This window comes from Streptomyces sp. NPDC037389 (assembly GCF_040636475.1).
GTDB lineage: Bacteria > Actinomycetota > Actinomycetes > Streptomycetales > Streptomycetaceae > Streptomyces > Streptomyces hesseae.
In genome coordinates this window covers 252,247-266,007 of the sequence record NZ_JBEZUS010000006.1, presented here as the reverse complement: position 1 = coordinate 266,007, position 13,761 = coordinate 252,247, and the positions used below count along the sequence as shown (strand labels likewise).

General features: G+C 73.1%; 11 protein-coding genes. 6 read left to right on the top strand and 5 right to left on the bottom strand.

Going from position 1 to position 13,761, the window contains the following annotated elements; genetic code table 11:
- Positions 1-83 precede the first annotated feature (83 nt).
- Positions 84-2,030 carry a peptidoglycan recognition family protein gene (locus AB0E98_RS15685; RefSeq protein ID WP_361702509.1) on the bottom strand — a complete coding sequence of 649 codons (1,947 nt, stop codon included), beginning with the start codon at positions 2,028-2,030 and terminating at the stop codon, positions 84-86.
- 351 nt (positions 2,031-2,381) lie between these two features.
- Positions 2,382-3,488 (bottom strand): aminoglycoside phosphotransferase family protein, encoded by a 1,107-nt coding sequence (locus AB0E98_RS15680; protein ID WP_311607535.1) that lies wholly within the window; start codon positions 3,486-3,488, stop codon positions 2,382-2,384.
- Between the two features lie 235 nt (positions 3,489-3,723).
- Here AB0E98_RS15680 and AB0E98_RS15675 point away from each other — a divergent pair, with 235 nt between their 5' ends.
- Positions 3,724-5,211 carry a hypothetical protein gene (locus tag AB0E98_RS15675; RefSeq protein WP_361702507.1) on the top strand — a complete coding sequence of 496 codons (1,488 nt, stop codon included), beginning with the start codon at positions 3,724-3,726 and terminating at the stop codon, positions 5,209-5,211.
- 27 nt (positions 5,212-5,238) lie between these two features.
- Here AB0E98_RS15675 and AB0E98_RS15670 read toward each other — a convergent pair whose 3' ends face one another.
- Positions 5,239-6,708: a SpoIIE family protein phosphatase gene (locus AB0E98_RS15670; protein WP_361702505.1), complete on the bottom strand. Its 1,470-nt coding sequence runs from the start codon at positions 6,706-6,708 to the stop codon at positions 5,239-5,241.
- A 331-nt stretch (positions 6,709-7,039) separates the two neighbouring features.
- Between AB0E98_RS15670 and AB0E98_RS15665 the strand changes: the two genes are divergently transcribed.
- From AB0E98_RS15665 to AB0E98_RS15655, 3 genes are all read left to right on the top strand, one after another.
- Positions 7,040-8,467 (top strand): HEAT repeat domain-containing protein, encoded by a 1,428-nt coding sequence (locus AB0E98_RS15665; protein ID WP_361702504.1) that lies wholly within the window; start codon positions 7,040-7,042, stop codon positions 8,465-8,467.
- Between the two features lie 320 nt (positions 8,468-8,787).
- On the top strand, positions 8,788-9,360 hold the full coding sequence (locus tag AB0E98_RS15660; RefSeq protein WP_361702502.1) for a hypothetical protein: 573 nt from the start codon (positions 8,788-8,790) through the stop codon (positions 9,358-9,360).
- Positions 9,361-9,463: 103 nt separating this feature from the next.
- Entirely contained in the window at positions 9,464-9,661 is a 198-nt protein-coding gene (locus AB0E98_RS15655) for a DUF5302 domain-containing protein (protein WP_361702501.1), read from the top strand.
- 83 nt (positions 9,662-9,744) lie between these two features.
- Here the strand turns inward: AB0E98_RS15655 and AB0E98_RS15650 are convergent, their stop codons facing one another.
- Positions 9,745-10,233: an SH3 domain-containing protein gene (locus AB0E98_RS15650; protein ID WP_361702499.1), complete on the bottom strand. Its 489-nt coding sequence runs from the start codon at positions 10,231-10,233 to the stop codon at positions 9,745-9,747.
- 154 nt (positions 10,234-10,387) lie between these two features.
- Entirely contained in the window at positions 10,388-11,401 is a 1,014-nt protein-coding gene (gene ligD, locus AB0E98_RS15645; RefSeq protein WP_361702497.1) for a non-homologous end-joining DNA ligase, read from the bottom strand.
- Positions 11,402-11,479: 78 nt separating this feature from the next.
- Here ligD and AB0E98_RS15640 point away from each other — a divergent pair, with 78 nt between their 5' ends.
- Together AB0E98_RS15640 and AB0E98_RS15635 are read left to right on the top strand one after the other, a co-directional pair.
- Positions 11,480-12,556 (top strand): ATP-dependent DNA ligase, encoded by a 1,077-nt coding sequence (locus AB0E98_RS15640; RefSeq protein WP_361702496.1) that lies wholly within the window; start codon positions 11,480-11,482, stop codon positions 12,554-12,556.
- A 109-nt stretch (positions 12,557-12,665) separates the two neighbouring features.
- On the top strand, positions 12,666-13,748 hold the full coding sequence (locus AB0E98_RS15635) for a glycoside hydrolase family 6 protein (RefSeq protein ID WP_361702495.1): 1,083 nt from the start codon (positions 12,666-12,668) through the stop codon (positions 13,746-13,748).
- Positions 13,749-13,761 lie beyond the last annotated feature (13 nt).

Here is a 13,761-nt window from a genome sequence, read left to right as displayed (position 1 = left end):
CCGGCCCCATGAACCACCGGAGCCCGGCACGCCGTCGCGTGCCGGGCTCCCGCCGTGCCGTGCCGCCACCACTTCCCGGGCCGCTACCACTTCGAGGAGTGGATCTCCACGTCGGTGGCCTTCACAAAGGCCACCCGGTGCCCGAACTGGATCTCGTAGTAGACGTCCTTGCCCCGGACGATCCGGTGGCCCGACGGCTCGAAGGTCGCCGCCCACAGATACTCGCCGGGCGATGTCGCCCCCAGCGCGTACGACTGACCGGCGAGCAGTCTGTACGGCAACGGGGTCACGGTCTGCACCGGAACGCCCGCCGGATAGGCCTCCTGTTCCGGGTAGGCGCGCCCGTACACCGGGATCTCGGCCAGGCCCTCCCTCGGGGTGACCAGCCGGCCGTGGGCGCCCACCGCCGTCGGGTCCCACCAGGGGTTACGGAACCAAGCCTTTTGCCCCAGGTACCAGATCGCCGTCCAGCCGCCCTGCCGGTCGGCCACGGCGAACTGCTGACCGGTGGAGGCGCGGGCACCCGTGTCATTGACGTCGGTCGTCGACGGGCTGCCGTCCGGGCGCAGACCGATGTCCTGGATCAGCGGGGCGTCCTCGCGCGGGGCGGTGTGCAGCCGCACCGCACCCGAGCCGTGCGGGGAGCACTTCTCACCCGGCTTGGCGCACCCGGTGTAGGCCGGCTCGTTCTCCTCGTAGTCGGGCGCGATGGTGACCATCCCGCTGAAGGGGCTGCCCGTGGCCTCGAAGGACTGGCCCATCAGGTCGAAGTAGTGCGCCCAGTCCCAGTACGGGCCGGGATCGGTGTGCATGCCCCTGATGGTCGACGGAACGGTGCCCGGCACGTTGTCGTGGCCCAGGATGTGCTGACGGTCCAGCGGGATGTCTAGCTTCTCCGCCAGATAGCCCACCAGCCGGGCCGACGTGCGGTACATCTCCTCGGTGTACCAGGCGTCGGGCCGGGCCAGGAAACCCTCGTGCTCGATGCCGACGGACTTGCTGTTCACATACCAGTTCCCCGCGTGCCAGGCGACGTCCTTGGTCGGCACGTGCTGGGCGATATGGCCGTCCCCGGAGCGCACGGTGTAGTTCCAGGAGACATACGTCGGATCCTTGATCAGCTTGATCGTCGTCTCCCAGTACCCCTCGGTGTCATGGATGACGATGAAGTCGACCTTCTGCGAGGCGGGCCGGTCGGCGAGGTCGTGATTGCCGTAGTCCTTGCCCTCCAGCCGCTGGTAAGGCGCCGGGATCGACTCGCAGGCCACCGACGCCGGGCACTCGGTGCCCTTGGACGGGACCGTGCCGAGCCCCAGCCGTCGTAGCTGCTCGGTGCGGGGCGCGACCCGGGGGGTGGCGGGGAGGACGACCTCCTGGCGACTGTCGGTGATGCGCCGCTGTCCCTTGCGGATGACGTCGAAGACGTCATTGGCGAAGGTGGTGGCCGTGGCGGCGTCGGTGGCGCCGGAGTAGCCGGCCACCGCCGCGTACCAGTCGGCGGCGTCATCGCTCGGCGGCAGGCCGAGGCGCTTCTGCTCGGCGGCCAGCAGGGCCGCGCCCCCCTGGAGGTTGGCGGCGGTGCTCGTACGCAGCTCCTTGGGGGAGCGCCCGGTCAGCTCGGTGGCCCGCTCCAGGGTGCGCAGCCGGGCCGGGAGGGTGGCGGGCGCGGGCAGGGGGGCCGGCGCGGGCGCGGCCACCGCGCTGCGGCCGGCGGCACGCGGCCGGGCGAGATCGCCTCGGGCGTCCTCGCCGGGGTCGCTGTGGTGCGGGGCGGTGGTCAGGGCGGTGGCGGCGTCGGTGAGATGCATCGGGCCATAGCCGGCGGTGACACTGGGGGCGCCGCCATGGGTGTCCCAGCGGGACTCCAGATAGGAGACGGCGAGCAGCACACTGCCTGGCACGTGATACCGGGCGGCCGCCTGGGCGAACTCCCGCTGGAGCGCGCCGGCGGCGGGCCTGTCCGCCGTGGCGGCCGGCCCGGCCGTGACCATCGGCAGGGCCAGGGCCGCCGAGGCGACCGCGCCGAACATCCGGGTCCGATGGCTTCTTCGTCTGCCGGTTCTCGCGTTCCGTCGTGACTCCGGTACGGATCCTCGCAATGCGGCCTCCTCGGGACGGGCCGTGCCGAGTGCTTGCAGTGACGGTGAAGAGTGCGTGATCGGATATGGGGACCGAACCTACCAAGAGGGATGCCCCAGCAGGCGATCCGTCAATATGACTGGAGTGGCGCTCATCAGACTGGGTGGATGGTGCAAGACACGTCAACGCCCGCGTCGGGGGTTTCCCGACGCGGGCGTTGAAACGCGGCGGAGTGCTGCTCGCCCGTCCGGGCGAGCACCGACACGCCATAAGTCGGCGGAACTACGTGCCGGTGGAGCAGCTCAGCGCGTACCGACGGCGGCCCGGACGGCCCGGCGGGCCATCGCGCAGTCGTCGTGGAGCCGACGGAGCAGGAGTCGCTGCTCCTCGCCGGACTCGGGGGTGGTGCCGGGTGGGGCGGGCTCGTGCATCGCGCGCTGCACGGCCGTCTCATAGGTCCTGATCTCCCGGGTGAGCACCAGCATCAGATTCACCAGAAAGGCGTCCCGGGAAGTGGTCCCCGCCTGCTGGGCGTGCTGGCTGATCTGACGCCGTGCCACCGGGGCGTCGCCGAGGACGGTCCAGAGCGTCGCCAGGTCGTACCCCGGCAGATACCAGCCGGCGTGGTCCCAGTCGACGAGCACCGGCCCGGCGGGGGAGAGGAGGACATTGGAGAGCTGGGCGTCGCCATGGCAGAACTGCCCCTGGACATGGGCCAGGCCGTGCAGCAGCTTCTGGAGATCGCCCATGTCACGATCGGTCAGCAGACCCAGCTCGTGATAGCGGGCGATGCGCTTCCCATAGTCCAGCGGCATGTCGAACATCCCGGCGGGCGGCCGCCAGAGATTGACCCGGCAGATGGCGCCGAGCGCAGCCCGGACGTCCGCGCGGGGCAGGGTGTCCACCGGGTGCCGCTGGGTGGCGGCGGGCCGGCCGGGCATCCGCTCGATGACCAGGGTGCAGTGCTCCGGATCGGCGGCGATGAGCCGCGGGACCCGGACCGGGGGGCGATGCCGGACAAACGCCCGATAAGTGGCTATTTCATGACGGAACCGCTCGGCCCATGCGGAGGAATGATCCAGTAAACACTTCGCCACGGCCGTACTCCGTCCGGTCGTGCCGACCAGGAGGACGGAACGACCGCCTCGGCGCAGCACCTGGACGGGGTTGAACTCGGGGCAGATGCGATGGACCGATGAGATCACCGTGCGCAGCTGCGCCCCCTGGGGGCCGGACAAGTCGATTCTCCCGCTGAGCGGTTGGGCGCCGATCCCCGGGGCCCTCCGCGCCCGTCCGCCCCCGAACGCGGCCCCCACGGCGTGGGAGGGGTCGAGGTACGGGCCGCCGCCGCTCTGCTGGGGGCGGAGCGGCCGGGGCGGAGCGGACACGGAGGTCGAGGCTGCATACATGAGCGGAACGGGTCCCTTCGTGTCGGCGAATTGCTGCGCTACCCGGTACCCGGGCCCTTGTGCACCCTGGGGAATGCGGTCGGGCTGCCGGGTGGCCGGGGTTGCGCGTTCCTACATCACACCCGATCGCGGGTGGCACACCATGTGGCGCACCCTGGCGAACCCTGGCGAATACTCGCTTGGCCCATGACGGCCCGAGTACCTTCAAGTCAGCCGAGGAACCTGGGGGCTTGACGTGACGAGGGAACCCAACACCCGCCTCGCGGACCTGTTCGGCCTGGCCGGCTGGTCCAAGGGCGAGCTCGCGAGACTCGTGAACCGGCAGGCGGCGGCCATGGGCCATCCGCAGCTGGCGACCGACACCTCGCGGGTAAGGCGTTGGATCGACATGGGGGAGTCCCCTCGCGATCCCGTGCCCAAGGTGCTGGCCGCCCTGTTCACCGAGCGACTCGGCCGTGTCGTGACCATCGAGGACCTCGGGTTCGGCCGGCGCGGGCGGGCCGGCAAGGCGCAGACCCCTGACGGGCTGCCCTGGCCGCCCGAGCGGACCGCCGCGGTCCTCACCGAATTCACGGGAATGGACCTCATGCTCAACCGACGCGGCTTGGTGGGCGCGGGCGCCGCGCTCGCCGCAGGCTCAGCAATCAGTGGCGCGATGCACGACTGGCTCCACACGGACCCGGTCCTCGCCTCCGACGCCCCGTACTTCGACGATCCCCTGCGCGTCAAGGCAGCGCAGGCCGACCCCGCCGCCTTCGACCGCTACGAGGCGGCCCCGGTCGGCTCCCTCGAGATCGACGCGCTGGAGCGCTCGGTCGAGGTCTTCCGGCTCTGGGACGCCCAGCGCGGTGGCGGGCTCCAGCGCAAGGCCGTCGTCGGCCAGCTGAACGAGGTGGGCGGCATGCTCTCCTACCACCACCCCGACCACCTCCAGCGGAGGCTGTGGGGTGTCGCCGCCAATCTGGCGGTGCTGGCCGGCTGGATGTCCCACGACGTGGGCCTGGAGCCCACGGCCCAGAAGTACTTCATCATCGCCGCCCACGCCGCCCGGGAGGGCGGGGACCGCCCGAGGGCCGCCGAGGCCCTCTCCCGCTGCGCCCGTCAGAAGATCCACCTGGGCAAGCCGGACGAGGCGCTGGACCTGATGAAGCTCGCCACGTCCGGTGCCGGCCCCGAGACCCTCCCGCGCACCCGGGCGATGCTCTACACGGTCGAGGCCTGGGCCCAGGCATCGATGGGGCGCGGCCAGGCCATGCGGCGGACGCTCGGCGAGGCCGAGCAGCTGTTCGTCGCCGACAAGGGGGATGTCACCCCGCCGAGCTGGATGCAGATGTTCGACGAGGCGGATCTCCATGGCATGCAGGCCCTGGCCTACCGCACCCTCGCCGAGCATGACGCCACGGCGGCCCCCATCGCCCAGCAGCACGCCAAGCGGGCGATGGAGCTGCGGGGAGGGCAGCGCCAACGGTCGATGATCTTCGACTACATCTCCATGGCGTCCGCCTGCTTCATCGGCAATGACCCGGATCAGGCCGACACCTTCGCCCGGATGGCGCTCACCACGATCCCCGAGACCTCTTCCCACCGCACCTGGGACCGGCTGCGCGAGATGTACCGGCTCACCGGGGAGTACGCGGACTACCCCGCCATCTCGCATCTGCGGGACGACATCCAGCGGGCCCTGCCCAAGGGACCGGGGAAGAGCCGCCCGACGGCGGTGTAAAGCCGGAAGCCCCCTGAGCGGCTGAGGCTATGAGCCGATACGGACGATCAGTACGCACGCGTCGTCCTCGCGCTCCCTGTCGCCGAACTCCTCCAGTACGGCCCGCAGGCACTCCTGAGCGGTGTCCGCCATGGTGAATCGCGGCGCGAGCTCCAGCAGCCGGCCGGCCCCGGGCCGGTCCGTCAGCCCCTCGGTGTGCAGCAGCAGCACATCGCCGGGCAGCAGCCGCTCCTCGGTCTGCGCGTAGGCGGCATCCGTCATGGCGCCGAGCAGGACGCCTTCCGGAGGCCGGAGCGCCCGCCCCGTCCCGTCGCGGAAGAGCAGCGGGGCGGGGTGGCCTGCCTGGGACCACAGGAGGGTGCCGGAGGAGGGCTCGTAGCGGCAGCAGACCGCGCTGCCCAGGGCGGGCTGGGCGGAGGATTCCAGGAGGTGATTGAGCCAGCCCATCAGGGGGCCGGGCTCGGCCCCGGAGACCGCCATACCGCGCACCGCGCCCAGCAGCATGGCCATGGTCGAGGTGGCGGCCACTCCCCGGCCGGTGAGGCCGCCGACGGTGAGCAGCGTACGGCCGCCGGGCAACTCCATCGCGTCGAACCAGTCGCCGCCGATAAGGCTGCTGGTCGAGGAGGGGAGATAGTGCCCGGCCAGGTCGAGGACGCCGCCGCCCGGGGCCTCGGGGGCGGCGGGGACGCTCTGCGGGAGCCGCAGGGAGCCGCGCCACGGTGGCAGTACGGCTTCCTGCAACTCGACCGCAAGCCGGTGCTCGGTCCGGGCGGCATCCCGTCGGCGGTGCGCCGAGTCACGGGTCTCGTGCACCTCCTGGCGGAAGCGCCGCAGATCGCTGACGTCCCGCAGCACGGCCCACATGGAGCTCGTGCAGCCGTCGGCGTCGAGCACCGGCTCGCCCATCATGTGCACCGTGCGCACGGCGCGGTCGTCGCCGCGCACGATGCGGAACTCGCCGTCGATCGGCTTCCCGTCCACCAGGCAGTCCGTGACCATCGTGGTCAGCAGCGCGGTGTCATCCTCCACGAGCGCGGAGGGGAGCTCGTCGAGGGTGAGGGCGCCGTCCTCGGGGCGGCGGCCGAAGAGCGCGAAGAGCTCGTCGGACCAGGCGACCTCGTCGGTCAGCAGATTCCACTCGGCGCTGCCCACCCTGCCGGATGCCGCGGGGCCCTCCGCGACGACGCGCGTGGCCGGGCGGGCGCCCTGGGCCGCCGCGCCGCTCTCCGTGCCGGCGGGGCCGGCCGTGGGCAGGCCCGCGCGGAGCTGGCCCAGCTGCTCGCCGAGGTCGTCCGCGTGGTGGGCGGCCAGCTCGCACAGGGCGCGCTGCCAGTGGAGCCGGGGGTCGTCCGAGGTCTCCGCGCTCGCCACCGCCTCACGGCGCACGGCGTCGATGCCGCCTCTGAGCCGTCGCGTCTGCGAGATGAGCGCGTCCACCTGGCCGCGCTCGGGCGACTCGGCGGTGGGACGATCCGCGGACTGTGGGGACGGCATCACGTACTCCGATACAGGCGGGGCGCGGCCGGCTCCGGGGACCCGCTGGAACGGCCGGCAGGACTGCTGTCACGACTGTGGCACAGGGAGCGACGGGCTGTAAGGGCTTTGGCAATACCCGATACGGTGGTGCATATGGCATATGCCGATGGCAGGGGTAGGACATTTCCGGCGGCGCTCGGCGGAACGTATCGCTCCGGGTAGGCTGCGGCGCTTGTGAGTACCCGAGTTTCCACAGTTCACCAGGCATAGCACAGGTGGACACCGGCAAGAATGCCGTCCGGAAGGAAATCCCGTTGCCAGCCGACTCCTCGCACCGGATGCTGACCCCATGTTCGATCCAGACATAGCGCCCAGCGGCACCCTGCTCGGCCTCCTCCAGCGAGGCCGCGGCGACGGGACCCTGCATGCCCTCGCGGCGCCGCGGGCCGAGGCGCTCGCGGCGCTGAACCACTGCGTGCTCCGCGACCCCCGCCGCGACTGGCAGGTGGAGAACCGCTCCCTCTACTACGCGCGCCTCTATCTGGACCTCGGCGGCCGGCTCGGCGAGATCGAACAGCACCTCTTCCACCCGGACGACCTGATCGACACCGCGGAGGAGCGCACGGGCCTGGCCCTGGCCGTCCTCGGCCACCTCGCCTCCTACGGCCGCGACGACGCCCTCGTCCTGCTGCGCCGCTACGCGGCCACCGGCGGGAACTGGGCCTGGGCACTCGACGAGCTGGCCCTGCGCGACGACGACGCCGGGCTGCGCGCCCTGGCCGTCCCCGTCCTCGCCCGCTTCCCGCACACCCCCGAGGGCGAGGCCGCGCTGGCCGCCGCCGTCCGCGACGCCTTCGAGCCCCGGCCCTGGCGGCTGTGGGCCGACGACCGCCGCGCCCCCGCCACCGCGGCCCGGGTGCGCGCCGCCCAGGAACAGGGCTCCTTCGACCGCTGGCAGCGTCAGATGCGCCCCTCCGGCCCCCGCCCGGGCTGGAGCGTGCGCGAGGTCCTCGACTGGGCCCAGCAGGGCCTCGACGCCCACCCCACCCAGCACCGCCACGTCCCGGCCACCCGCTGTCTGACCGCCGTGGCCGGCCCCGAGGACCGCCTGGAGATCATCGAGGCCGCCGCCTTCGGCCTTGAGGCCGCCCGTGCCACCGCCCTGCGCTACCTCGCCGAGCACCACGACCCCCAGGCCCTCGACCTCATCGAGACGGCCGCCGCCGACGTCGGCGAGCTCGTCTCCTCGGCCGCCGTGACCGCCTTCGAACGGATGCGCAGTACGGCCGCCCTGGAACGGGCCCGCGCCTGGATCCACCGGGGCGACGCCCTGGGCGCGGCCGCGGCCGGGATGCTCGCCTGCCGGGGCGCCGCCTACGACTCCGCGCTCGTCCTCGGCGCCCTGCGCCGGACCGTACGGACCGAGGGCTGCGACGCGCCCGTCCTGTGGGACCTCGTCGACGGGGCCGGCCGGCTGGCGATCACCTGTGCCGCGCCCGTGCTGCGCCACATCTACCGCGAGACGGCCTCGTCCCATCTGCGGGGCCGTGCCGCGCGCGCCCTCGCCGCGACCGACCCCTCCTTCGCGGCGGGCTTCGCCGTCGAGTGCCTGTGGGACTGCGAGGAGTCGACCCGGGAGCTCGCCGCCCGCCACGCGACCACGGCCGACGCCCGCGTCGTCGACCAGCTGCGCAGGCTGGCCGCCGACCCGGCGGAGGAGGCGGAGGTCCAGACAGCGGTGCGCAGCCGCTTCGAGCCGGAGGCTCCGACGGTCTGACCGTCGGAGCCGGCTCCGGGGAGACGGCCGCTCGCCTTCCCGGGCGTGGCCCCCGTCCGCCCGTCCGCCGGGGCGCGCCGCCCGGCAGGGCGCATCTCCCGATCCCGCGGGGCCTGCCGTCCGGGCCGCTGCTCACCAGGTGGCGGCGGCTCGTCAGACGCGGACCTCGCTCTCCGGGCCCCGCCAGGGCGCATCTCCCGATCCCGCGGAGACTGGTCGTCCGGCCACTGCCCACCACGTGGAGGCCGGCTTCCCGGCCACCGGCAGCGGGGCCCGCACCCGGCTCTTCCCCGCTCCGCACGGGCTGCGAAGCTGATGGGATGTCACGATCAGCATCCAGGGGCGTCATCACCGGGTCCGCCCCCTCCCGTCGCGCCGTGTTCACCGGAGCCGTCGCGCTCGCGCTGTGGCCCGCCACGGCCGTGGCCGCCGGGCCTGCCGCCGCCCCGGCCCGTACCGCCCAGGGCGCGCCCGTCCGGATCACGGAGGGGCAGGTCGCCGAGGCCGCCCGGGGGCAGGCGATCCTCTACCCCAGCGTCACCAGCTGCCTCACCGTCACCGTGCGGCTGAGCTGCGGGGCGAAGGTCGGCGCGCACGCCAGTCTGTTCCAGGTGCCCGGTGAGCTGCGCTCGGACGAGATCCTCGGCGCCGTCCGGCGCCGGGTCGCGGGGCGCCGGGTGGTCGCCGTGGAGGTCAGGGGCGCCGTCGGCGCCTGGGACCCCTCGTACTTCACCAAGGCCATCGAGAGCTACGGCGACGGCGAGACCGTGCCCTTCCCGACGCGGCCCGACCCGGAGGGGCTGGCGCGCGCGGTGGCCGGCGGGCTCGGTCTGCCGGCGTCGGCGCGGGTGGGCGTCGAGGACGTGCCCGACGGCGATCAGACGGTCCGCTGAAGCCGGCCGTCCGCCGGGGGCCCGGTGGCCGGGAAAACCGGCGGCCGACCCCTGCCGGTGTGTGTCAAGCTGTGGCGAAGGCCCCTATGACCAGGAGGTTTCAATGGCGGACGACGGAAGCGCCCAGGCCCCGGAGGGGCAAGAGGACGACGTGAAGCGCAAATTCCGGGAGGCGCTGGACCGCAAACGCGGGAAATCGACGGACGGTGCCTCCGGCGGGCGGGGCCGTGACGGCTCCAAGATCCATGGCACCCACGGCAAGGAGGGCGGGCAGCGTTCGTTCCGCCGCAAGAGCGGCTGACGCGGCCGGCGGCCCGGCACCGCGGCCCATGGCCTGACCAGTCCGGAAGCCCGGACTGGTCGGTGCCGCCGCGGGCCGGGACGTCACCCCATGGGGCCGGAGGGCTGCTCGGCCTCGGCGCTGCGCGACTGCGGGGGACGCGCCGGCTGCGGCGGGCGCACGTTCTGCGGGCGCGCCTGCTGGGCGTCGTCCAGCACGCCCTTGCTGACGTTCTTGCAGACGGGCACGGCGCCGGTGTTCTCCACGTACTTCGCCGAGACCCAGGTGTTGCGGTCCCGCAGCAGGTACCAGACGGGGTTGCCCGCCACGTCCTGGGCGTGGGCCTTGCAGCGCAGGGACACCTGGGTGTGGTACTTCAGCACACCCTTGACGGCGGAGTCCGTGGTGGGGAAGACGCGCTCGTTGATGCCCGTGTTGGAGACGACCGCACCGTACGGCCGGCTGGGCGGGATCGGCGGCGCATCGGCGGAGTATGCGGCGGGGGCGGCGGCCAGCAGCGAACCGCCGAGGGTGGCGGCCGCGATCACACCGGCCGAGACCCTTCTGCTGCGGATCACGAATGTACTGATCATGGGAACTCCCTCGATGCGAAGTGGATCACGCATTGACCGGGTTCCACATCAAATGTCGCCATAAACACAAATCAAGTTGACGGCCCGCATGGACGGCCCGGATGGCTGATCCCGGCGCTCCTCCGGGCGCGTTCGGCGTGCGCCCGCCGTCCTTTCAGTCATCGGTCCTCCGGGCCCGGCTGGGCTGCACCCGTTTGGGCTCGCCCTGCATCTTCGGGTGCTCCGGCGGATAGGGCAGATCGCCGAGGCCGTGCTCGCGTTCGTCGCGCGCGGCCAGCTCCAGGGCCGCCTCCAGGTCGCAGGCCTGCTCGTCCATGCCCGCGTGGAGATCGCCGACCTCGGCGAACCGGGGCGGCATCGTCGCCAGGTCGAAGTCCTCGGGCACGGCGCTGGGCAGCTCGGACCAGCGCAGCGGCGCCGAGACGGGCGCGTGCGGCCGGGGCCGTACGGAATAGGCGCTGGCGATGGTCCGGTCCCGGGCGGTCTGGTTGTAGTCGACAAAGATCTTTTCCCCGCGCTCCTCCTTCCACCAGGCCGTGGTGATCCGCTCGGGCGCGCGCCGCTCCAGCTCCCGGGCGACCGCGATGGCTGCCCGCCGCACCTGGACGAAGGTCCACCGGGGCGCGATGGGCACGAAGACGTGGAGGCCCCGCCCGCCCGAGGTCTTGGGCCAGCCGGTGAGCCCCAGCCCTTCCAGGACGTCCTTGAGCTCCAGCGCGGCCCGCACCGCGTCCGCGTAGTCCGTGCCGGGCTGGGGGTCGAGGTCGATGCGCAGCTCGTCGGGGTGCTCGGTGTCCGAACGCCGCACCGGCCAGGGGTGGAAGGTCAGACAGCCCAGGTTGGCCGCCCACAGCACCGCGGCCGGCTCGCCCGGGCAGATCTCGTCCGCGTACCGGCCACTGGGGAAGGCGATGCGCCCGGTCGGGATCCACTCCGGCAGGTTCTTGGGCGCCCGCTTCTGGAAGAACGATTCGCCCTCCACCCCGTCCGGGTACCGCTCCAGCGTCGTGGGCCGGTCGCGCAGCGCCCGTACGATCCCGTCGCCGACGCTCAGGTAGTAGCGGGCGACGTCGTACTTCGTGAACCCGCGCCGGGGGAAGTACACCTTGTCCGGGTTGGACAGCCGTACGGTCCGCTCGCCGACGGTGAGCTCGAGCGCCTCTGCCATGCGATTCACGCTAGGCCGGGCCGTGGGGCGGCGCCTGTCGGCGGGCGGGCGCGCGGCCCCGCCCGCACAATCGCGACCATGGACCTTCCGGTGATGCCCCCGGTCCGGCCGATGCTGGCGAAGGCCGCCGCCACCATCCCGCCCGGGATGCAGTACGAGGCCAAGTGGGACGGCTTCCGGGCCATCGTCTTCCGCGACGGAGCCGAGATCGAACTGGGCAGCCGCACGGGCAAACCCCTCACCCGCTACTTCCCCGAACTCACCGGCGCCCTGCTCGAACAGCTGCCCGCCCGCTGTGTCCTCGACGGGGAGATCGTCATCGCGCGCGGCGGCAGACTGGACTTCGACGCCCTCCTGGAGCGCATCCACCCCGCCGACTCCCGGGTGCGCCATCTGGCGGAGGTCACCCCGGCGAGCCTGATCGCCTTCGACCTGCTCGCCCTGGGCGACACCTCGCTCCTCGACACCCCGCAGAGCGAGCGACGGGCGGCCCTCACCGACGCGCTCCGCGACGCTCGCGACCCCGTCTTCACCGCGCCCGTCACCCACGACCTCGACGTGGCCCGGGGCTGGTTCGAGCAGTTCGAGGGCGCCGGCCTGGACGGGGTGATCGCCAAGCCGCCCGCCCTGCCCTACCGGCAGGGCGAACGCGTCATGGTCAAGGTCAAGCACGAGCGCACCGCCGACTGCGTCGTCGCCGGGCTGCGCCCGCACAAGAGCGGCCCGGTCGTCGGCTCGCTGCTGCTCGGCCTCCACGACGCCACGGGCCGGCTCCAGCACGTGGGCGTGTGCGCCTCCTTCCCCATGGGCCGTCGCCAGGAACTGATGACCGAACTGGAGCCGCTGCGCCTGCCGGACGCCACCGGCCACCCCTGGCAGGACTGGGCGGACGCGGAGGCGCAGGCCACCGGCCGGCTCCCCGGCGGCCCCAGCCGCTGGACCGGCAAGAAGGACCTGTCCTGGATCGCCCTGCGGCCCGAGCGGGTCGTCGAGGTCGCCTACGACCACATGCAGGGGGACCGCTTCCGCCACACCGCCCAGTTCCGCCGGTGGCGCCCCGACCGCACACCGGAGAGCTGCACCTACGAGCAGCTGGAGGAGCCGGTCCGGTACGACCTCGCACGCGTCCTCGGCGGTGGGCCGGAGGCCGGGTAGACCTTCCGGAGCAACGACGCCCCGTACGGCCGCCCCAATGCACGGCTGACGAGTCGCCATATTTCACGCTGGTACGACAACCTGAAACCGGCTTGAAGAGGTGACGCTCATGACCGGTGCCCGTATGATCCGCCTCCGCGCCGGCGCGCGGTACGGCAGGGCGGTCCTGGTGTGTGCCGGGGCCGTGTGCCTCGCCTGGGGGCCCGGCCCCGCGGCCGCCACGGATTCCGGGGACGGCTCGGACTCGCCGTTCTGGGTCGAGCCCTCGGGCCGGGCCGACAAACAGGCCCTGACCTGGGAGGAACGAGGCCGGGACGGGGACGCCGAGGCGGTGCGGCACATCGCGGAGCAGCCGACGGCCGTCTGGCTGACGAGCGACGACCCCAGGGACCAGACCGCCCGTGTCACCGAGGAGGCCGAACGCGCCTCCCGCATCCCCCTCCTGGTCGCGTACAACATCCCGCATCGCGACTGCGGCCAGTACTCCTCGGGCGGCGCGCCCACCGCCGCCGCCTATCGCGCCTGGGTCTCCCGCGCGGCCGCCGGCATCGGCGACCACCGGGCCTGGGTGGTGCTGGAGCCCGACGCGGTCGCCCAGTGGGCCTCCGGCTGTCTGCCGAAGGACGCGGCGCGCGCCCGGCTGGGGCTGCTGGCCGAGGCGGTACGGACGCTCAAGGCCCGGCGGGGGGTCTCCGTGTACGTGGACGCGGGCAACGCGGGCTGGATCTCGGACCAGTCGCTGCTCGCCGACGCGCTGCGCAGGGCCGGGGTCGCGGAGGCGGACGGCTTCGCGCTGAACGTCTCCAACTTCCATACGACGTCCGTGACGAGGGAGTACGGCGACCGGCTCTCCGAACGGCTGGGCGGGGCCCACTACATCATCGACACCAGCCGCAACGGCAACGGGCCGCTGCCCGCGCCGTCCGCGTCCGCCGCCGGGAGCGACGAGCCGGGGGCGGAGAGCTGGTGCAATCCGCCGGGACGGACACTGGGCACGCCGCCGACCACGGCGACCGGTGACCCGAGGGTCGACGCCTTCGTCTGGGTCAAGCGGCCGGGGGAGTCGGACGGCAGCTGCCGGGGGGCACCGCCGGCCGGGCACTGGTGGTCGGAGTACGCGCTGGGGCTGGCGAAGCCGGGGGCCGCGCCGGCCGGGCGGCCACCACTTGTGGGGGCGACGGCGTCGGGCTGACGGGGGCGCCCCC

Bases quoted from the DNA above. Each gene is read 5' to 3' on its own strand.
- AB0E98_RS15685 (WP_361702509.1), bottom strand. From the start codon at position 2,030: ATGTTCGGCGCGGTCGCCTCGGCGGCCCTGGCCCTGCCGATGGTCACG.
- AB0E98_RS15680 (WP_311607535.1), bottom strand. From the start codon at position 3,488: ATGTATGCAGCCTCGACCTCCGTGTCCGCTCCGCCCCGGCCGCTCCGC.
- AB0E98_RS15670 (WP_361702505.1), bottom strand. From the start codon at position 6,708: ATGCCGTCCCCACAGTCCGCGGATCGTCCCACCGCCGAGTCGCCCGAG.
- AB0E98_RS15665 (WP_361702504.1), top strand. From the start codon at position 7,040: ATGTTCGATCCAGACATAGCGCCCAGCGGCACCCTGCTCGGCCTCCTC.
- AB0E98_RS15660 (WP_361702502.1), top strand. From the start codon at position 8,788: ATGTCACGATCAGCATCCAGGGGCGTCATCACCGGGTCCGCCCCCTCC.
- AB0E98_RS15655 (WP_361702501.1), top strand. From the start codon at position 9,464: ATGGCGGACGACGGAAGCGCCCAGGCCCCGGAGGGGCAAGAGGACGAC.
- AB0E98_RS15650 (WP_361702499.1), bottom strand. From the start codon at position 10,233: ATGATCAGTACATTCGTGATCCGCAGCAGAAGGGTCTCGGCCGGTGTG.
- ligD (WP_361702497.1), bottom strand. From the start codon at position 11,401: ATGGCAGAGGCGCTCGAGCTCACCGTCGGCGAGCGGACCGTACGGCTG.
- AB0E98_RS15640 (WP_361702496.1), top strand. From the start codon at position 11,480: ATGGACCTTCCGGTGATGCCCCCGGTCCGGCCGATGCTGGCGAAGGCC.
- AB0E98_RS15635 (WP_361702495.1), top strand. From the start codon at position 12,666: ATGACCGGTGCCCGTATGATCCGCCTCCGCGCCGGCGCGCGGTACGGC.